Below are 16638 nucleotides of genomic sequence, written 5' to 3' on the forward strand. Positions count from 1 at the left end.
GCCCATACTGCGCCCCGACCGCCTCCTACGCCGTGGTCGCCAGCAACCGCTGGAGCACGTCGTTGATGGTGATGAGTCCGACCGCGCGGCCCCCATCGGTGACKAGCGCGAGGTGGGCGCGCTGTTCCCGCATGGCGGTGAGCGTCTCGTACACCGGCTGCGCCGACTCGACGCTCAGGACCGGGCGCATGAGATCGGCCGCCGTGGTGCCGGGCGACGCGGTCAGGCTGTCGCGCACGTGCACGACACCGCGGACCGGCGCCCCGGACGCATCGTCGCGCACCAGCAGCCGCAGGTGGCCCGAGGTCCGGCCGGCCGTCTGGATCTCATCGGCGTCCGCGGCCGGACCGACTACGGCCAGATGGTCGTTGGGGGTCACGACGTCGCCGACGGTCAACGACTCCAGTTCCAGGGCACTCGTCAGGTGGGCGTGGTACCGCTCGTCGAGTGTGCCCACGGTGGCCGAGTGCTCCACCAGGTGTCGGAGGGCGTCGCTGTCCTGCCCGGTCGCGACCTGGTCCACCGGTTCGACGCCGACGCGCTTGAGGCACCAGTTGGCGAGGTGGTTGAGCTGGACGATGAACGGACGGGTCACCCACATGAAGGCGCGCATCGGGATCGCGAGCATGATCGCCGACTTCTCGGGGTGGGCGATGGCCCACGACTTCGGCGCCATCTCACCGACGACGAGGTGCAGGAACGTCACGATGACGAGGGCGAGGACGAAGCCGATCACGTCGGCCGACCAGTACGGCAGGCCCCACCCGGCGAACAGCGGCGTGAGCCAGTAGTGCACAGCGGGTTTCGTGACCGAACCCAATGCGAGCGTGCACACCGTGATGCCGAGCTGCGATCCGGCGAGCAGCACCGACAGTTCCGATGCGCTGCGCAGTGCTGCGCGGGCGCTGCCGCTGGTCGCGGCCGCGTCTTCGAGCCGGTGCCGACGCGCGGCGATGAGGGCGAACTCGACCGCGACGAAGAAGGCGCTGGACGCGATCAGGCCCACGGTGACGGCCGCGACGACCCACGGGTTATCCATTGTCGCTCTCCTCTCCGTTCTCGGCCGGGTTCTTGATCTCGCCCCGGTTCTTGTCGTCCGGGCTCTTCTCGCCCGGGTTGTTGTCGTTGTGTGCCACGCTCATCGACAGCAGAGCGGGGACGCGCTTGTCGACTTCGAGCACCGTGGCCCGCACGGTGCGGGGTGGCGCCTCGTCGTCTTCGAGCAGGGTCGACGGATCGGGATCGATCTCGATCGTCACCGTGTCCCCGACCTCCGGGAGTCCGACGAATTCGGCGATCACCAGTCCGGCCATCGTCTCGTAGTCGCCTTCGGGAAGATCCCAGCCGACCGTCCGGGAGACCTCGTCGACGTGTGCGTCACCCCGCACGCGCCATCCCTCGGGACTCTCCTCGATCGCGACGGTCGCCTCGGAGTCGTGTTCGTCGTCGATCTCGCCGACCAGTTCCTCGGCGATGTCCTCGGCGGTCACGACCCCGGCGAAGCCGCCGTATTCGTCGATGACCACCGCCATCTCGTCATGCGCGTCCGCGAGGGTCTCCAACACCTCGGGCAGCGGAAGCGTCGAGGGCACCACCACCGCGGGACGACACAGGTCGACCGCGGTGGCCGACGAATCAGCCTGCGGCGGTTGCTTTTTCAGCGCGTAGCTCCACTCCAGGAGGTCCTGGAGGTGGATTACCCCGCGTACCTCGTCGTCACCGCCGGCCAGCACGGGGTACCGCGTGTGGCCGGTGCTCATCAGTGTCAGCACCTCACCCGCCGCCAGATCGGCGTCGACATGATCGGTGTTCGGTCGCGGGATCATCGCGTGTTCTGCGGTGCGCGTGGGGAATTCGAGCACACGGTCGAGCAGGACGGACAGCTCGTCGGGCAGGTCACCCGCGTCGCGGGACTCGGCGACGATGTGCTCGAGGTCGCGCACCGACGCCGAATGCTCGACGTCGTGCACGGGCTCGATGCGCAGCGCTCGCAGCAGCAGGTTCGACGACTTGTCGAACAATGCGATGAGCCAACCGAATACGGCCAGGTAGATCGTCGTCGAACGGGCGAGCCACCGTGCGACCGGCTCGGGCCGGGCGATGGCGAGGTTCTTGGGGAACAGCTCACCGAAGACCATCTGCACGACGGTGGAGAAGATGATCGCGATGATCGTGCCGATCGCGACACCCACGCCCACCGGGATACCCACGCCGCCGAGCAGCTCGCCGACGCCGGAACCGATCAGGGGTTCGGCCACGTAGCCGACGAGAAGGCCGGTGACAGTGATGCCCAGCTGGGCGCCGGAGAGCATGAAGGACGTGCGGCGGGTGACCGCGAGCGCGCGTTTCGCGGCGGCGTCACCGGTCTCGGCACGGGCTTTGAGGCGGGACCGGTCGACCGCCATGTAGCCGAATTCCTGGGCCACGAAGTAACCGGTGAGGGCGGTGATCAGGAAGACCACCAGGATTCCGAGTCCGATTCCGAGGAGGGTCAGCATGAGACCGTCCCGGTGTCGGGGCCGGGCGGAAGACCCGGGTCATGCAATTCGCAACAGGGGGCCGACTGGTGTCGTCGGCGTTTTCGGCGCTTTCCGCGTCTCATCGTCTCTCTCGCTGGTGCTCGGGTGTTTCATACCGGGTGCCGGGAGCAAAGGCATGTGCGTAAATGTCCGGTATGTGGTCCCAACGTACCGAATGCGCTCCGAGTTCCGCGACATGCCCGGCGATCCTTCTCCGCGGAGTGCGGACCGACACATTCGGCCGATGAGCGACCCGTCGATACGCGACGAGGTCGCCGCGGCCGCTCGACGGCTGGCGGCCGAAGGTCTCCTGATCGGCACCTCCGGCAACGTGTCGGCGCGTGCGGGCGATCACGTCGCGATCACCGGAACCGGGGTTGTACTCGCGAACTGTGCCGCGACCGACGTGACGGTGGTGTCCCTTGCCGGCGACGTCGTCGACGGGCCGATCGCGCCGTCGTCCGAGCTGGACCTGCACCTCCGCGTCTACGAGGAAACCGGCACACAGGCGATCGTCCACACCCACGCACCCTTCGGGACCGCGGTCGCCTGCGTCAGCGGACTGACCTCGTTGCCGGTGCTGCACTACCAACAACTCGGCCTCGGCGGTGCCATCCCGGTCGCGCCGTACACCACGTTCGGGAGCCCGGAGCTCGCCGGCATCGTCGCCGACGCGCTGGTCGACACCCAGGTCGCGCTGATGGCGAACCACGGTTCGGTGGCACGCGGCTCCAGCCTGGCCCACGCGGTGGAGAACGCCCTGCTGTTGGAGTGGCTCGCGACCCTCTATCACCGGACCAGCAGCATGGGCCGGCCTCGCGAACTCACCGAGGACCAACAGCAGTCCACTGTCGCCCAGGCGATCCGGCTGGACTACGGGACACCCAAGGAGAACCGGACGTGACACCCTCACCGCTGCTCGAACCGCCGACGATCGCAACCGTGGGCGTCCATGTGCTGGACATCCACGTCGTCGGGATCGAGTCCATCCCGGCAGGGTCCGACGGCGCGCTCGTCCAGTCCATCGGTTTCTCCGCCGCCGGTACCGCGGGCGGAACCGCGCTCGTCCTCAGTCGGCTGGGCGCCACGGTCCGGACCCACGGAGCGATCGGCGACGACACGATCGGGCGTTCGCTGACCGCACTGCTGGACGCCGAAGGCGTCGACACCGGCGGCCTGGTTCCGAAGCCCGGGGTCCAGACGTCGTCATCGGTCATACCCGTGCGACCCAACGGGGACCGTCCCGCGTGGCACTGCATCGGGGCGAATGCGCAGTTCACGCTCGACGACCTGGGTGCAGACGCGCTGACCGGGCTCGACCACCTGCACCTCGGCGGCCCGGAGTTCCTCGGCGGCGCGGTCGCCGCCGAGCTCCTCGGCCGGGCGCGCGACCGCGGGATCACGACGTCGGCCGATCTGCTGTCGGGTGGCGACCCCGGCCTTCTCGAGTGGATCGCCGACGCACTTCCCCACCTCGACTACCTGCTGCCCAACGACGAGCAGACCCGGGGACTGACCGGAACCGACGACCTCACCGACGGCGCACGGGCGCTCCTGGACCGCGGTGTCGGTTGCGTGGCGCTCACCCGCGGCGCCGACGGCGCGCTGGTCGTGACCGGCGACGATGTGGTCACGGTGCCGGCGTTCGAGGTGGACGTCGTGGACACCACTGGTTGCGGCGACTCGTTCTCCGCCGGGTTCTTGACCGGCCGCCTGCGCGGGCTCGGTCTCGCCGACTCCGCCGAACTCGGTTGCGCGGTGGCCGCGCACGTCGCCCAGGGCATCGGGACCGCGGCGAACTCGTACGATCTCGCCGCGATCGAGTCCTTCCGGCAGTCCCGCGCCGCGGGCTGAGCGCGCCTCCTCTCGGTTTGGTGAACTCCCCCTCGGGTAGGCGATCACCATGACAGACAACAAGGAAATCAACGGCTCCACCGTCGTCATCGCCGGCGCGTCGAGCGGATTCGGACGCGGAGCCGCGGTGCGACTCGGAGAACTGGGCGCGAACGTGGTGGTCGCGGCGCGTCGAACCGCGGTGCTCGACGAGGTCGTCGCAGAGATCACCGGCAAGGGCGGATCGGCGCTGGCGGTGCCCACCGATGTCAGCGATCCGCGTGCCGTCGCCCATCTCGCGTCCGCCGCGCTCGAACGGTTCGGGTCGATCGACGTGTGGGTGAACAACGTCGGCGTCGGCGCGGTCGGGTACTTCTGGGACATCCCGATCGAGGACCACGCTCGCCTCGTCGACGTGAACCTGAAGGGCCTGATCTACGGCGCGCATGCGGCGCTGCGCGTCTTCCGGTCGCAGGGTCGCGGCACACTCGTCAACGTGGGCTCGGTCGACAGCGAGGTACCCATCGCACTCCAGAACACCTACGCCGCAACGAAAGCGGCGGTTCGGAGCCTCGGACACTCGATCAGCGAGGAGCTGCGCATGGCCGGCGACGACGCCATCAAGGTCGGCACCATCATGCCGTGGGCCGTGGACACCCCGTGGTGGGTCCACGCCGCCAACTACACCGGCCACGAACCGCGGATGTCCGCGATGGACGATCCGCAGATCGTGGTCGACGCGATCGTGGCAGCCTGCACCGACCCGAAGCTGGACCAACCGGTCGGCTACAAGGCCAAGGCCGCCAACGCTTCTCACCATCTCATGCCCGGGATCACCGAGCGGTTCTCGGCGGCGACGGCGAAGTCCGAGACCGAGAAGGGGACGCCGGTCGAGCCGCACGCGGGTGCGATCCACGACCCGAACCCGAACAGCACCGGGGTCGCCGGTGGTATCCGCGAACGGATGGTTGCCGAGGACTCGCGCTGACGCCCGTCCGCCGTCGCTCGTTGTGGTGCGCCGCCCTCTGTTGGTCGAGCACCGCCGCAGTGTCCCGCTGGTCGAGCACCGCCGCCATTTTCTGCTGGTCGAGCAGCGCCGCCATTTTCTGCTGGTCGAGCAGCGTCGACCGAGCGAAGCGAGGACGCCGCGCCCGTCGAGGCCACCGTCGCAACCCGCAGCTCCTGTCGGTGTGGCGTGATTCGATTGCCAGAGAAATCAACGATCGGGAAAATCATCCCTTGACTCGAACGCATGTTCGAGTACACTGGAGGCATGTCATCGGGGGCGGGGGCCGGATCCACATCGGTGGACCCTTCACAGGAGTCCGTCGAGCCGCGCTTTCGTCCCGACCATGAACTCTCCGCCTCTGAACTCATCGAGGTCCTGAACCACTGCGCCGGCCTGGCGGCGGCGTCCGCGCATCGAATGATGGTCGTTGCCAGCCTCATTCACGACGAACGCGAGATGGACTACGCACAGCGGCGCACCGAAACGCACAGCGGCGAACTCGACTCGATCGAAGCCTTCGAGAACCTGTCCGCACGGGTCGCCGCGGGCGAGAACCCGTACGAGCAGTTCGGGCCGAACGGTCTCGAACAGGCCATCGCCGAAGTCGGCGCCACTCTGACGGTGACGCCGGCTGAGGCGAAAGACCTGATCGAGGCCGGCGACGCCCTGCGTTACCGACTCTCCTTCACCGGACACGCACTCGCGTGCGGTCGAATCGACAAGCGCCGCTTCCTCATCGCCCTCAAGCGCACCGACCTCATCACCGACGACGAAGAGATGCAGACCGTGGACGTACATCTGGCCGAGGCGATCTTCGCCCGTGCACCGATGTCGACGGCCCGGTTCACCGCCATGGTCGATTCCATCGTCACCAAGTGGGCACCCGACGCGATCCGCCGACGCAAGGAACGCGTCAAGGGTGATCGCAAGGTGACCATCACCCCCGACCGCTTCACACCCGGGCAGTCCCGGATCTCCGGCACGCTGCCCAATGCTGATGCCGCCGAGTTCGACGCCCGCCTGACGGCGATGGCCACCGCGGTCCACGCCGGTGACCCTCGAAAGTTGGCCAACCGCCGAGTCGACGCTCTGAAAGCGCTCGCGCGGGGTGAGGCCGTAATCACGTGCTTATGCGACGACTGCGCCACCACCGCAACCGAACCCGACACGGCACCAGATTTCGACGCAGCGACAGTGGAGACTGTCGAGCCGCCTGCACCAGCTGCTGCGATGGTGGATACGGACACCGACGTCGACCCGTCAGCCGACGTCGATGTCGATGACCCGGCCGAGCCGGCCGCCTCGGCGTCGGACTCACCCGCGCCGCGCGCGACTTTCCACGTCGTGGTGAACCTGTCGACCCTGATCGGCCTCGACGACGACCCCGCCTTCCTCGACCGCCACGGCATCATCGACGCCGACACCGCCCGAACACTCCTCGCCGAAGCCCGCCGCACCTACATCCATCCCGCACCCGACGCACCCGACGGTTCACCGCCTCCCGACGCGGACAGTTCGACAACGCGATACACCCCCTCGAAGAAGCTGCAGGCGCTGGTGCGCGCCGGCGAACTGTGCTGCACCTTCCCCGGCTGCAACGCCCCGGTCTGGCAGATCGATCTCGACCACACCGAACCCTTCGACCACGCCGACCCGCGTCGCGGTGGCCCGACCGATGCGCGCAACCTCAAACCGCTGTGCCGGTTCCATCACCGCATCAAGACCTTCACCAGCTGGCAGGACCACCAAGACGAACTCCAGACCGCCTGGTTCACCACACCCACCGGGCACATGTTCGTCGGCAACGCCTTCAGCGGACGCGACCTGTTCAACAAGCTCTTCCCCAGACGGTCACCCGATCACCCCGCCCGAGACAGACTCAACACCCAGCGCGACAACGACTTCCGACGCCACCAACGCGCCGAGAAGCGCTGGAACGACGCCAACCCGCCACCGTTCTGAGCAATGGTCACGCCTACCGGGGACCTCCGTAGTAACGCCGGAGGAACTCGTCGCGGTACTCGGTGTATGTGCCGTTCTCGATGGCCTGGCGGGCCCGGTCGACGAGCGTGACGATGAAGGACACGTTGTGCAGCGTCGCCAGCGTGGGGCCGAGGCCTTCCTTCGCCTTGAACAGATGATGCAGGTAGGCCCGGCTGTACTGCGACGTGTAGTTCTCGACCTCGGGGTCGAGCGGCCGGAAGTCACTGCGATACTTGGCATTCGTGACGTTGTACCGGCCGTCGAGTGAGTAGATCGCACCGTTGCGGGCGACCCGGGTCGGCGACACGCAGTCGAAGGTGTCGACGCCGTTCTCGATGGCGGTGAAGATGTCGTCGGGTTCACTGATCCCCAAGAGGTGCTTCGGGGAGCCCTCCGGGAGTTCGTCGTTGACCCAACCGACGATGGTGCCGAGGTTGTCCTTCTCGAGTGCTCCGCCGATGCCGTACCCGCCGAAGCCCTTTCCGCCGGCAGCGCGGTCCGCCTCGCTCAACGCGACGAGGTCGCGAGCGGCCTTGCGCCGCAGATCCTCGTACTGGGCGCCCTGGATGACCCCCCAGAGCGACTGTTGTGGCCGGTGTGCGCGCTCGACGCTCAACCGATTGTGTTCGGCGAGACAGCGAATCGCCCACAACCGGGTGCGCTCGAGCGAGTTCACCTGGTACTCGCGAGTGTTCATCAGGGTGGTCAGCTCGTCGAAGGCGAAGATGATGTCGGCGCCCAGCTGGTGCTGGATCTGCATCGACACCTCCGGCGTGAAGCGATGCGCCGAACCGTCGAGGTGCGACTTGAAGGTCACCCCGTCGTCGTCGACCCGCGAGAGCCGTTCTTTGCCGTTGGCGGTGAGGTCGTCGTCGGGGGTGCCGGTGGCCTCCATCGAGATGACCTTCTTGAACCCCGCACCCAGTGACATCACCTGGAAGCCGCCGCTGTCGGTGTACGTGGGCCCTCGCCAGTTCATGAACGCGCCGAGCCCGCCGGCCGCGTCGATGATCTCCGGCCCCGGCTGCAGATACAGGTGGTAGGCGTTGGCGAGCACGGCCTGGGCGCCGAGGGCGGAGACCGATTCCGGGAGGACCGTCTTCACGGTCGCTTTGGTACCGACGGGGATGAACGCGGGGGTGTGGATCTGACCATGCGGTGTGGTGATCGTCCCCGTGCGCCCACGGGTGCCGGCGAGGGTGGTGCCGACGGTGTAGGTGGGGTCGGCGACTTCGGTTCCGGTACTGCTCACGTGCAGCATCTTCGCAGGTCGGGCGCGCCCATCCCAAACCGACGGCCGGCACCGGCTACCTGTGCGGTCGACGACACCGCATTCGCTACCGTAGTGAACCATGTCGCGCAGAACTCGTCCCACCGGTCCCACCAGGAGCCGCTCTCGCCGACCGATCAGGGTCGCGGCGGCGACCCTGGGACTCGCGGCGGCGATGTCGACGCTCGTGGCCTGCGGCGCGGAAGAGGACGTGACCACCGCGTCGTCGACCTCTCAGGCCGGCGCCGTGGAGTCGGGATCACCGTCCGCCGAACAGCCCGCCACCTCGCCGCCGGTGGTCCCCGGTCGCAAGCCGGTGTCGACGACGACGTCGAGTGTGACCGCGTCCGACGATTCCGACACCACTTGCGGCACCATCCCGGGCCCCGATGGCGCGTTGCGTGTCATGATCCTCGCCGGCGACGTGTCCTGCGATTCGGCGCGGACCATCGCCACCCAGTACGGACCGAAGATCACCACCGGTCAACAGCAGTCGGTGGCCGGCTGGACCTGCGCGCCGTCTCAGCTCGAAGGCGTCCTTGCGGCCTGCCAGAAGGGCACCGCGGTCATCGGCTTTGCACCGTAGTTCTTCTTTGGGGCGCAGATATCCGACAGCCCCATCGTCCCAATGGCGCATCATCGGCCACACCTCCTGGCGAGCGAGTTCTGTCGCGGTGGTGTCATCGAGCAACGTGTCGAAGGTGATGTGCGCGAGGATGTCCCGGGTGGCCACCACGTACTCGGGACTCATGTAGTTCGGGATACCTTCGCCGAGGTCGATGTTGCCGGGCACCATTCCTTGCCCTCGGACCGGGTTCACCGGCATCGCCTATCGGTCGAACATCAGCTCGAGTGCCTGATACGCCTTGTCGATGTCGGTGGAGATGGTCGGGTCGGCTTCACGGAGGCTGCTGACGAAGTCGGCGATGTCCCGGGCAGAACCCATCATGTTGATTTCGCGCAGTTCATCGTCGCTGAGCCTGATGTACGACCGAATGAGTCCCGTACCCCCCTACCGTCCAGTGGGCGGTGCCTCCACACGGCGAGCAGCCCGCGCAGCGGCCCCTCAGCGCAGTGCGGCTTCGACCTGCTCGGCCATCGCCTTTTGACCGCGCGCGTTGGCGTGCATCGCGGGGAAGCTGACCGCACCCAGCGTCGGCTCGACCCATCGCCGTTCGCCCGCGCAGGCGTCGTGGCCCGCGGAGACCTTGGTCATGTCGACGAAGGTCACGCGGGTGGCTGCGGCGGCGCGGCGCATGGCGGCGTTGAGGGCTTTGAAGACACGATGCAGGTACGCGGTGTCCCCGGGCGTGGTGAGCAACGACGCCGAGCAGAGCGCCGAACCCGTGGCCGGGAAGATCTGCGGATATCCGACGAGGACGACGCGTGCGCGCGGCGCTTCGCGGCCGACGAGGCGCAGGGCGTTCACGAGGTCGGGGTAGGTCGAGGATTTGATCTCGTCGACCAACGAGGTACCGAACTCGTCGCGACATGGGGTCGCTGACAACGGCGCGGCCATCCACGCCCGCTGGCAGGCCGAGGTCGAATTGCTGAACAGTCCGTTGTTGTTCGCGCCGATCGTGAGGGTGATCAAGCGGGTGGCCGGTCCGATCGCGCTGATCTGCGGTCCCTGCCACCGATACTGCGACTTGGTGAGGTCTTCGGTCGTCGCGCCCGCGCAACTGACATCGACGACCTCGGTCCCGCGTCGTTTGGCAACGAGGCTGGAGTAGTTGATCGCCGAGTTCGAGCAGAAGGTCGCCGCGCTCGTCGCCTGGGGGAACACCGATGCGCCTGCGCTGTAGCTGTCACCGAGATTCACGTATGCGTATCCGTCCGCTGCCTGGGCCCCGCCGGCCGTGACGAGTCCGGCGAGGAGAGCGAGGATGGTGGCCGCCGCCGTCAGCAGGGTTCGGATGCCGAGGCCTCGGCGGGGGCTGCGGCCATACGGCACGGACATGCGGTGACTCCAGATCGTGGTACGCGTGTTACTGGTGTTGCAGGTGATACCAACACTACCGGGCCGACGGCCCGAGATCGGTGCACACGTACCCCAGTTTCCAATCTGATACACATGTCAAGTTTCTGTGACGCCGAAGGCACCGATCGCTCCGCACACTTGACCCTCACGCGACGTCAGGCAGCAGGGTTGTCGATGTGAGCGAGGAAAAGCACACTTCCAAGGTGGACACCCGGGAGCTGACCGTCGGTGTCGTCGCCGGCATGGTCGGCGTCAGCATCCGCACGCTGCATCACTACGACCAGATCGGCCTGGTGGTGCCATCCGGCCGGACACCGGCCGGGTACCGCGTCTACGACGACACCGACGTCGAACGTCTCCACCAGGTACTCACCTACCGCGAGCTGGGCTTTTCCCTCGAGCAGATTGCGACCCTGCTCGACGATCCGGACGTGGACCCCATGGGTCACCTCGAGACGCAGCGCGAGTTGCTGACCGAACGGATCGATCGCCTGCTCCGGATGGTCGCCTCACTGGAGGAGATGATGAACGCAAAGGAGGAAGGCATCGCCCTGTCGGCGGCCGAGCAGGCCGAGATCTTCGGCGACCAATGGCCAGGCGAGGAGTACGCCGCCGAGGCCGAGGAACGCTGGGGGAACACCGACGCCTGGAAGCAGAGCCAGAAGCGGACCGAACAGTTCTCCAAGGAGGACTGGCAGCGCATCAAAAAGGAGACCGACGACCTGGAACGGCGGCTCGCGGACGCGATGCGTCGCGGGGTGACTCCTGGCACCGCCGAGGCGAACTCGCTCGCCGAAGAGCACCGCGCACAGATCGGGCGCTTCTACGACTGTGATCACGCCATGCAGGTGTGCCTTGCCGACATGTACGTCGCGGACCCGCGGTTCACCGAGCACTACGACGCGCAGGCCCCCGGCCTGGCCGTCTACCTGCGGGAGGTGATCCACGCAAACGCGGGACGAGGGTGAAAGATCGCCACCCGCCGGTCGTCCGGGTCGGATAGGTTCGGTGTCCATGACCACCGACCCGGGCGTCCACAACAAGAGCGGTGGCGCCCGCGCCACCACCAACATAGGCGATGCGATGACCCTGCGCACCGTCTTCAACCGCGAAGGCGAGGCGACCGACCTCCCCAAGTTCGCACTGGGTGACTCGATGTTGTTGCCCGACACCGCCTATCAGATCGTGCACGACGAGGCGATGCTCGACGGGAACGCCCGCCTGAACCTCGCGACCTTCGTGTCGACGTGGATGGACGACGAGGCCAAGAAGTTGTACTCGGAGACCTTCGACAAGAACATGATCGACAAGGACGAGTACCCGCAGACGGCCGCGATCGAGGACCGGTGCTGGCGCATCCTCGCCGACCTGTGGCACAACCCGGACGTCGACAACGCGATCGGTACCTCGACGATCGGCTCGTCGGAGGCCTGCATGCTCGGTGGGCTCGCGCTCAAACGGCACTGGCAGACCCGGCGCCGCGCCGAGGGCAAGTCAACCGAGAATCCCAACATCGTGCTGTCGACGGCGGTCCAGGTGTGCTGGGAGAAGTTCTGCAACTACTTCGAGGTCGAGCCCAAATGGGTACCGATCAGCCCCGACCACCTCGTCCTCGACGGTCACGAGCTCGAGAAGTACGTGGACGAGAACACGATCGGGGTCGTCGCCATCATGGGACAGACCTACACCGGCATGTACGAGCCGGTCACCGCGATCGCGGCCAAGCTCGACGAGATCCAGGCCGACACCGGACTCGACGTGAAGATCCACATCGACGGCGCGTCGGGTGCGATGATCGCCCCCTTCTGTCAGCCGGACCTCGAATGGGACTTCCGTGTCGACCGTGTCGTCTCGATCAACACCTCGGGCCACAAGTACGGACTGGTCTATCCAGGTGTCGGCTGGATCGTGTGGCGCGACACCGACGCACTGCCCGAGAGCATGGTGTTCCACTGCTCCTACCTCGGCGGCGACATGCCGACCCTGGCACTCAACTTCTCCCGTCCCGGCGCACAGGTCCTGCTGCAGTACTACGTGTTCCTGCGGCTCGGCCGCGACGGCTTCACCCAGGTCCAGCAGGGTTCTCTCAATGTGGCGCAATGGCTTTCCGGACAGATCGCCCAGATCGACGGCCTCGAATTGGTCAGCAAGGGCGACACGATCCCGGTCTTCGCCTGGAAACTGAAGGCCGGGCACAGCGAGAACTGGAACCTCTACGACCTGTCCGACCGCCTGCGCATGAAGGGCTGGCTCGTTCCCGCATACCCGATGGCCGACGACCTCGCCGACCTGACCGTGCAGCGAATCGTCGTGCGCGCCGGGCTGAGTCACGACCTCGCCCGTGCACTCATCGCCGACATCCGGACCGAGGTCGACTTCCTCAACCGCCTGGAGAGCCCGATGCCACGCGAGGGCGACGGGTCACACTTCCACCACTGATGCCCGCCGGTTGAGCTCTCCCCCGCCGGTTGAGCTTGTCGAAACCCCCCTCAGTCCAGCAGCGCCTCCGCCACGCGCTCGAGCGCCGCGACCCGACTCCCCTTGACCAGCACTGCGGTCCCGTCGTCGAGGTCGCCGAGTTCGGCCGACACGCCGTCGACGTCGGAAACGTGCCGAGCGGTGTCACCGTAGTCGGCCTCGGCGACCGCGATGACCTCGATGCCCAGATCCCTGGCCTCCAGTGCGATCGCACGGTGCTGGTCTGGCGAGTCGGCGCCGAGTTCGGCCATGGTGCCGAGAACCGCCACCCGACGCGACGCGGGGAGTGTCGCCAGCGACCGCAGCGCAGCCGACATCGACGTCGGGTTGGCGTTGTAGGCATCGTTGAGGACCGTGACGCCTCGCGACGAGGTGGCGAGTTCCATTCGTAGACCGGACAATTCGGCGGCGAGGAACCCGTCCGCCATCGACTCGACCGGCACCCCTAGCCCGCCGGCGGCAGCCGCCGCCGCCAGCGCGTTGGGGACCTGGTGCTCGCCGCGGGCGCCCAGTCGGACCTCCGTCGAACCCCACGGTGTGTGCAGCCGGAACGTCGCGCGCAACTCGTCGTCCAGGACGATGTCGGACGCGTACACATCGGCGTCCGGCGACAGCCCGTAGCGCAGGACACGCGCCGAGGTGCGATCCGCCATCGCCGCGACGTACCGATGGTCGGCATTGAGCACCGCGATCCCGTCGGCCGGGAGCGATTCCACCAGTTCACCCTTCGCGCGCGCGACGGACTCGATGTCACCGAACAGCTCCAGGTGCACGCCCTCGACGCGGGTGATCACGCCGACCGTCGGTTTCGCGATGGAACACAGCAGGTCGATGTGCCCGACGCCGCGGGCGCCCATCTCGAGGACCACCGCCTCCACGTCGTCGGCGGCCGCGGCGAGGGTGATCGGCAGCCCGAGCTCGTTGTTGAACGACTTCTCGCTCGCCGCGGTGCGGTAGGTGGTGCGCAGCACACCCGCGAGCAGATCCTTGGTCGAGGTCTTGCCTACCGAGCCGGTGATGCCCACCACGCGATCGGGGACCCGGGCGCGGACCGCTCGACCGAGGTCGGCGAGGGCGAGCGCGGTGTCGGCGACGCGGATGGCGGTCCCGCCGACCGGGTCGACCCTCGAGGAGAGGTAGGCGGTGGCCCCGCCGTCGAGTGCGGACTTGATGAAATCGTGGCCGTCGCGCTCGGCGACGATCGGCACGAACAGCTGGCCCGGCCGAACACTCCGCGAGTCGATGCTCGCCCCGTCGATCTGCACGTCGGGGCCCAGCAGCTCCCCGCCCACGGCCTCCGCGACCTCGCTTGCTCTGAAATGCACGGTCTCACGCTAGCCGAGTCCCCAGCACACGCCGAGAACCCGATTGCACGGGGCCGTATCGTGACAGGCATGTCTTCTCGGCTGTTGCGTCTGGTGGTTCTCTACGGTGGCGTCTCCGCCGAGCACGATGTGTCGCGGGTCACAGCGGCTCATGTCCTGGCCGCGGCCGACCGGGCCAAATACGACCTGGTCCCCATCGGCATCGCCAAGGACGGCACGTGGTTGCGCAACGACAAGGCGATCGCCGCCATCGCCGACGGCACGCCACTCCCCGACACCCTCGAGGTCGCCGGAACCGCCGTCGACCCGCTGACCGAACTGCGTGGTCACGCGGACGAGGCCATCACGGTCGTCCTTCCCCTTCTCCATGGACCGCACGGTGAGGACGGCACCATCCAGGGGATGCTCGAGCTGTTCAAGCTGCCGTATGTGGGCGCGGGTGTGTTGTCGTCCGCGGTATGCATGGACAAGGCGATGGCCAAGATCGTCGCCGAGCAGGCAGGCATCCCGCAGTGCCGCTGGGTCGAGTTCCGCGACGGTGTCGACGACCCGGAGACGATCACCGCCCGCGCGATCGACGCGCTGGGGCTCCCGGTGTTCGTCAAGCCGGCGAACCTCGGCTCGTCGGTGGGCATCACCAAGGCGCACGACGAGGCCGAACTCGACGCGGCGGTGAATCTCGCGCTCCGATACGACAACGTGGTCATCATCGAGGAGGCCGTCACCGGGCGCGAGATCGAGGTCGCCGTTCTCGGTGACACGGCGCCCGAGACCTCGGTGCCGGGCGAGATCAAACCCGGGAGCGAGTTCTACGACTACGAGGACAAGTACGTCACCGGCGCCGCCCAGCTGGTCATCCCCGCTGCGGTGTCCGACGCGGCGGCCGCCGAGGTCCGCGAGCTCGCGGCGAGGACGTTCACCGCGATGCGCTGCACCGGCATGGCCCGCGTCGACTTCTTCTACGAGGAGTCCGGCCGTGGCTGGCTGCTCAACGAGGTCAACACCATCCCGGGGTTCACCCCGGGATCGATGTACCCCAAGCTGTGGGAGGCGACCGGCGTGCCCTACCCGGACCTGATCGATCAGCTCGTCACGTTCGCGCTCGAGGTGCACCGGCGTCGCACGGGGTTCTCCACCGAGCACTGAGCGCGGCGCACGCTCGTGACGCCGATGTGCAGACGCGCGCATGTTCCAGGGCTCGGCGAGGGTGCCGGGTTGTAGCATGCCAACCGTGACCGACTCCCAGTCTGCGCGGGCCCTGCGGGTGCTGGTCTATTCCGACGACGCGCAGACCCGCGCGCAGGTCATCGGCGCGATCGGAACCCGGCCCGACCCGGACATCCCACCGGTCAGCTACATCGAGGTCGCCACCGCCCCAATGGTGTTCGCGCAGCTCGACGCCGGTGTCGTCGACGCCGTGATCGCCGACGGGGAAGCCACCCCGGCCGGTGGCATGGGCCTGGCCAAGCAGATGAAAGACGAACTCGATCCCTGTCCACCCGTGCTCGTCCTGCTCGGGCGTGCCGACGACCGGTGGCTCGCGGACTGGTCCCGCGCGGACGCCGTGGCCGTCCTGCCCGTCGATCCGATCACTCTTCCGCGTGCGTTCGTCGGCATGATCGGAAACGCCGAACTCTAGAAAACAGTGACTCGCGCCACACACTCACACTAGGCTTGTGTTGCAGCTCACATTCGTACTGCCGGACCAGATCGGCCGACGGCACGGATAGGACGAACACCCGGGCCGGCCCGCACCGAACAGATGCCTTCCGGTCGCCACAAGCGAGGAGGGGTCCGCGCTTTGAACGCCTACGTCCCGATCATGGTCCTCGGGGCAATCGGCGTGGCGTTTGCCGTTTTCAGCGTCTTCATCGGCATCGCGATCGGTCCGAAACGGTACAACCGCGCCAAACTCGAGCCCTACGAGTGCGGCATCGAGCCGGTCGAACAGAGTCTGCTCTACCCGACGCGACGCACCGCCGGCGGCACGGTGGCCACCGGCTCGATCCAGCGCGTACCGGTCAAGTACTACCTCACCGCGATGCTCTTCATCATCTTCGACATCGAGATCGTGTTCCTCTACCCGTGGGCGGTCGCCTTCGACTCACTCGGGTGGTTCGGCCTCATGGCCATGCTCCTTTTCATCGTCAACGTCTCCGTCGCGTACGCCTACGAGTGGCGCCGTGGCGGACTGAGTTGGGACTGAGCACTTTTCACCGATCCGATACGGCAAGGAGGTC

Annotated in this window: 15 protein-coding genes and 1 pseudogene; 10 read left to right on the plus strand and 6 right to left on the minus strand. The window is 67.4% G+C overall.

Going from position 1 to position 16638, the window contains the following annotated elements:
- Positions 1 to 25: 25 nt before the first annotated feature.
- Together A9310_RS14015 and A9310_RS14020 are read right to left on the minus strand one after the other, a co-directional pair.
- Positions 26 to 1039, minus strand: a complete 1014-nt coding sequence (locus tag A9310_RS14015; protein WP_065631156.1) for a hemolysin family protein — start codon at positions 1037 to 1039, stop codon at positions 26 to 28.
- Positions 1032 to 2498 carry a hemolysin family protein gene (locus A9310_RS14020; RefSeq protein WP_065631157.1) on the minus strand — a complete coding sequence of 489 codons (1467 nt, stop codon included), beginning with the start codon at positions 2496 to 2498 and terminating at the stop codon, positions 1032 to 1034. Before A9310_RS14020 ends, A9310_RS14015 begins: the two co-directional genes overlap by 8 nt.
- Before the next feature lie 265 nt (positions 2499 to 2763).
- On the opposite strand from A9310_RS14020, the gene A9310_RS14025 reads away from it, so the two are divergent.
- The 4 genes from A9310_RS14025 (at position 2764) to A9310_RS14040 (ending at position 7323) form a co-directional block, all read left to right on the plus strand.
- Positions 2764 to 3423, plus strand: coding sequence for a class II aldolase/adducin family protein (locus tag A9310_RS14025; RefSeq protein ID WP_065631158.1), 660 nt, complete (start codon positions 2764 to 2766; stop codon positions 3421 to 3423).
- Positions 3420 to 4373 carry a carbohydrate kinase family protein gene (locus tag A9310_RS14030; protein WP_065631159.1) on the plus strand — a complete coding sequence of 318 codons (954 nt, stop codon included), beginning with the start codon at positions 3420 to 3422 and terminating at the stop codon, positions 4371 to 4373. The genes A9310_RS14025 and A9310_RS14030 overlap by 4 nt, the downstream gene beginning before the upstream one ends.
- A 49-nt stretch (positions 4374 to 4422) precedes the next feature.
- Positions 4423 to 5340 (plus strand): SDR family oxidoreductase, encoded by a 918-nt coding sequence (locus A9310_RS14035; RefSeq protein WP_065631160.1) that lies wholly within the window; start codon positions 4423 to 4425, stop codon positions 5338 to 5340.
- Between the two features lie 285 nt (positions 5341 to 5625).
- The gene (locus A9310_RS14040; RefSeq protein WP_065631359.1) at positions 5626 to 7323 is read left to right on the plus strand and encodes an HNH endonuclease signature motif containing protein; all 1698 of its coding nucleotides are present in this window, start codon (positions 5626 to 5628) and stop codon (positions 7321 to 7323) included.
- 13 nt (positions 7324 to 7336) lie between these two features.
- Here the strand turns inward: A9310_RS14040 and tgt are convergent, their stop codons facing one another.
- Positions 7337 to 8605: a tRNA guanosine(34) transglycosylase Tgt gene (gene tgt / locus A9310_RS14045; protein ID WP_065631360.1), complete on the minus strand. Its 1269-nt coding sequence runs from the start codon at positions 8603 to 8605 to the stop codon at positions 7337 to 7339.
- A gap of 91 nt (positions 8606 to 8696) precedes the next feature.
- Here tgt and A9310_RS14050 point away from each other — a divergent pair, with 91 nt between their 5' ends.
- Complete coding sequence (locus tag A9310_RS14050) at positions 8697 to 9200, plus strand: hypothetical protein (protein ID WP_175401139.1); 504 nt, start codon at positions 8697 to 8699, stop codon at positions 9198 to 9200.
- Between the two features lie 45 nt (positions 9201 to 9245).
- On the opposite strand, the pseudogene A9310_RS26345 reads toward A9310_RS14050, so the two are convergent.
- Together A9310_RS26345 and A9310_RS14055 are read right to left on the minus strand one after the other, a co-directional pair.
- A pseudogene (locus tag A9310_RS26345) lies at positions 9246 to 9611 on the minus strand (DUF1877 family protein); the annotation flags it as partial.
- Between the two features lie 69 nt (positions 9612 to 9680).
- A complete protein-coding gene (locus A9310_RS14055) occupies positions 9681 to 10574 on the minus strand; it encodes an SGNH/GDSL hydrolase family protein (RefSeq protein ID WP_065631162.1) in 894 nt (297 codons plus the stop codon).
- 224 nt (positions 10575 to 10798) lie between these two features.
- Here A9310_RS14055 and A9310_RS14060 point away from each other — a divergent pair, with 224 nt between their 5' ends.
- Both A9310_RS14060 and A9310_RS14065 read left to right on the plus strand, forming a co-directional pair.
- The gene (locus A9310_RS14060; RefSeq protein WP_065631163.1) at positions 10799 to 11563 is read left to right on the plus strand and encodes a MerR family transcriptional regulator; all 765 of its coding nucleotides are present in this window, start codon (positions 10799 to 10801) and stop codon (positions 11561 to 11563) included.
- A 46-nt stretch (positions 11564 to 11609) separates the two neighbouring features.
- On the plus strand, positions 11610 to 13034 hold the full coding sequence (locus tag A9310_RS14065) for a glutamate decarboxylase (protein WP_065631164.1): 1425 nt from the start codon (positions 11610 to 11612) through the stop codon (positions 13032 to 13034).
- Between the two features lie 50 nt (positions 13035 to 13084).
- Here the strand turns inward: A9310_RS14065 and murF are convergent, their stop codons facing one another.
- Positions 13085 to 14398, minus strand: coding sequence for a UDP-N-acetylmuramoyl-tripeptide--D-alanyl-D-alanine ligase (murF, locus tag A9310_RS14070; RefSeq protein ID WP_065631165.1), 1314 nt, complete (start codon positions 14396 to 14398; stop codon positions 13085 to 13087).
- Between the two features lie 69 nt (positions 14399 to 14467).
- Between murF and A9310_RS14075 the strand changes: the two genes are divergently transcribed.
- The 3 genes from A9310_RS14075 to A9310_RS14085 all read left to right on the plus strand — a co-directional run bounded on the left by A9310_RS14075 (position 14468) and on the right by A9310_RS14085 (position 16604).
- On the plus strand, positions 14468 to 15544 hold the full coding sequence (locus tag A9310_RS14075) for a D-alanine--D-alanine ligase family protein (protein ID WP_065631166.1): 1077 nt from the start codon (positions 14468 to 14470) through the stop codon (positions 15542 to 15544).
- Positions 15545 to 15629: 85 nt separating this feature from the next.
- Complete coding sequence (locus tag A9310_RS14080; protein ID WP_065631167.1) at positions 15630 to 16037, plus strand: hypothetical protein; 408 nt, start codon at positions 15630 to 15632, stop codon at positions 16035 to 16037.
- 162 nt (positions 16038 to 16199) lie between these two features.
- Complete coding sequence (locus A9310_RS14085; RefSeq protein WP_004021559.1) at positions 16200 to 16604, plus strand: NADH-quinone oxidoreductase subunit A; 405 nt, start codon at positions 16200 to 16202, stop codon at positions 16602 to 16604.
- The last annotated feature ends 34 nt before the right edge of the window (positions 16605 to 16638 follow it).

It is taken from the genome of Gordonia sp. UCD-TK1, assembly GCF_001691435.1.
Classification (GTDB): domain Bacteria; phylum Actinomycetota; class Actinomycetes; order Mycobacteriales; family Mycobacteriaceae; genus Gordonia; species Gordonia hongkongensis.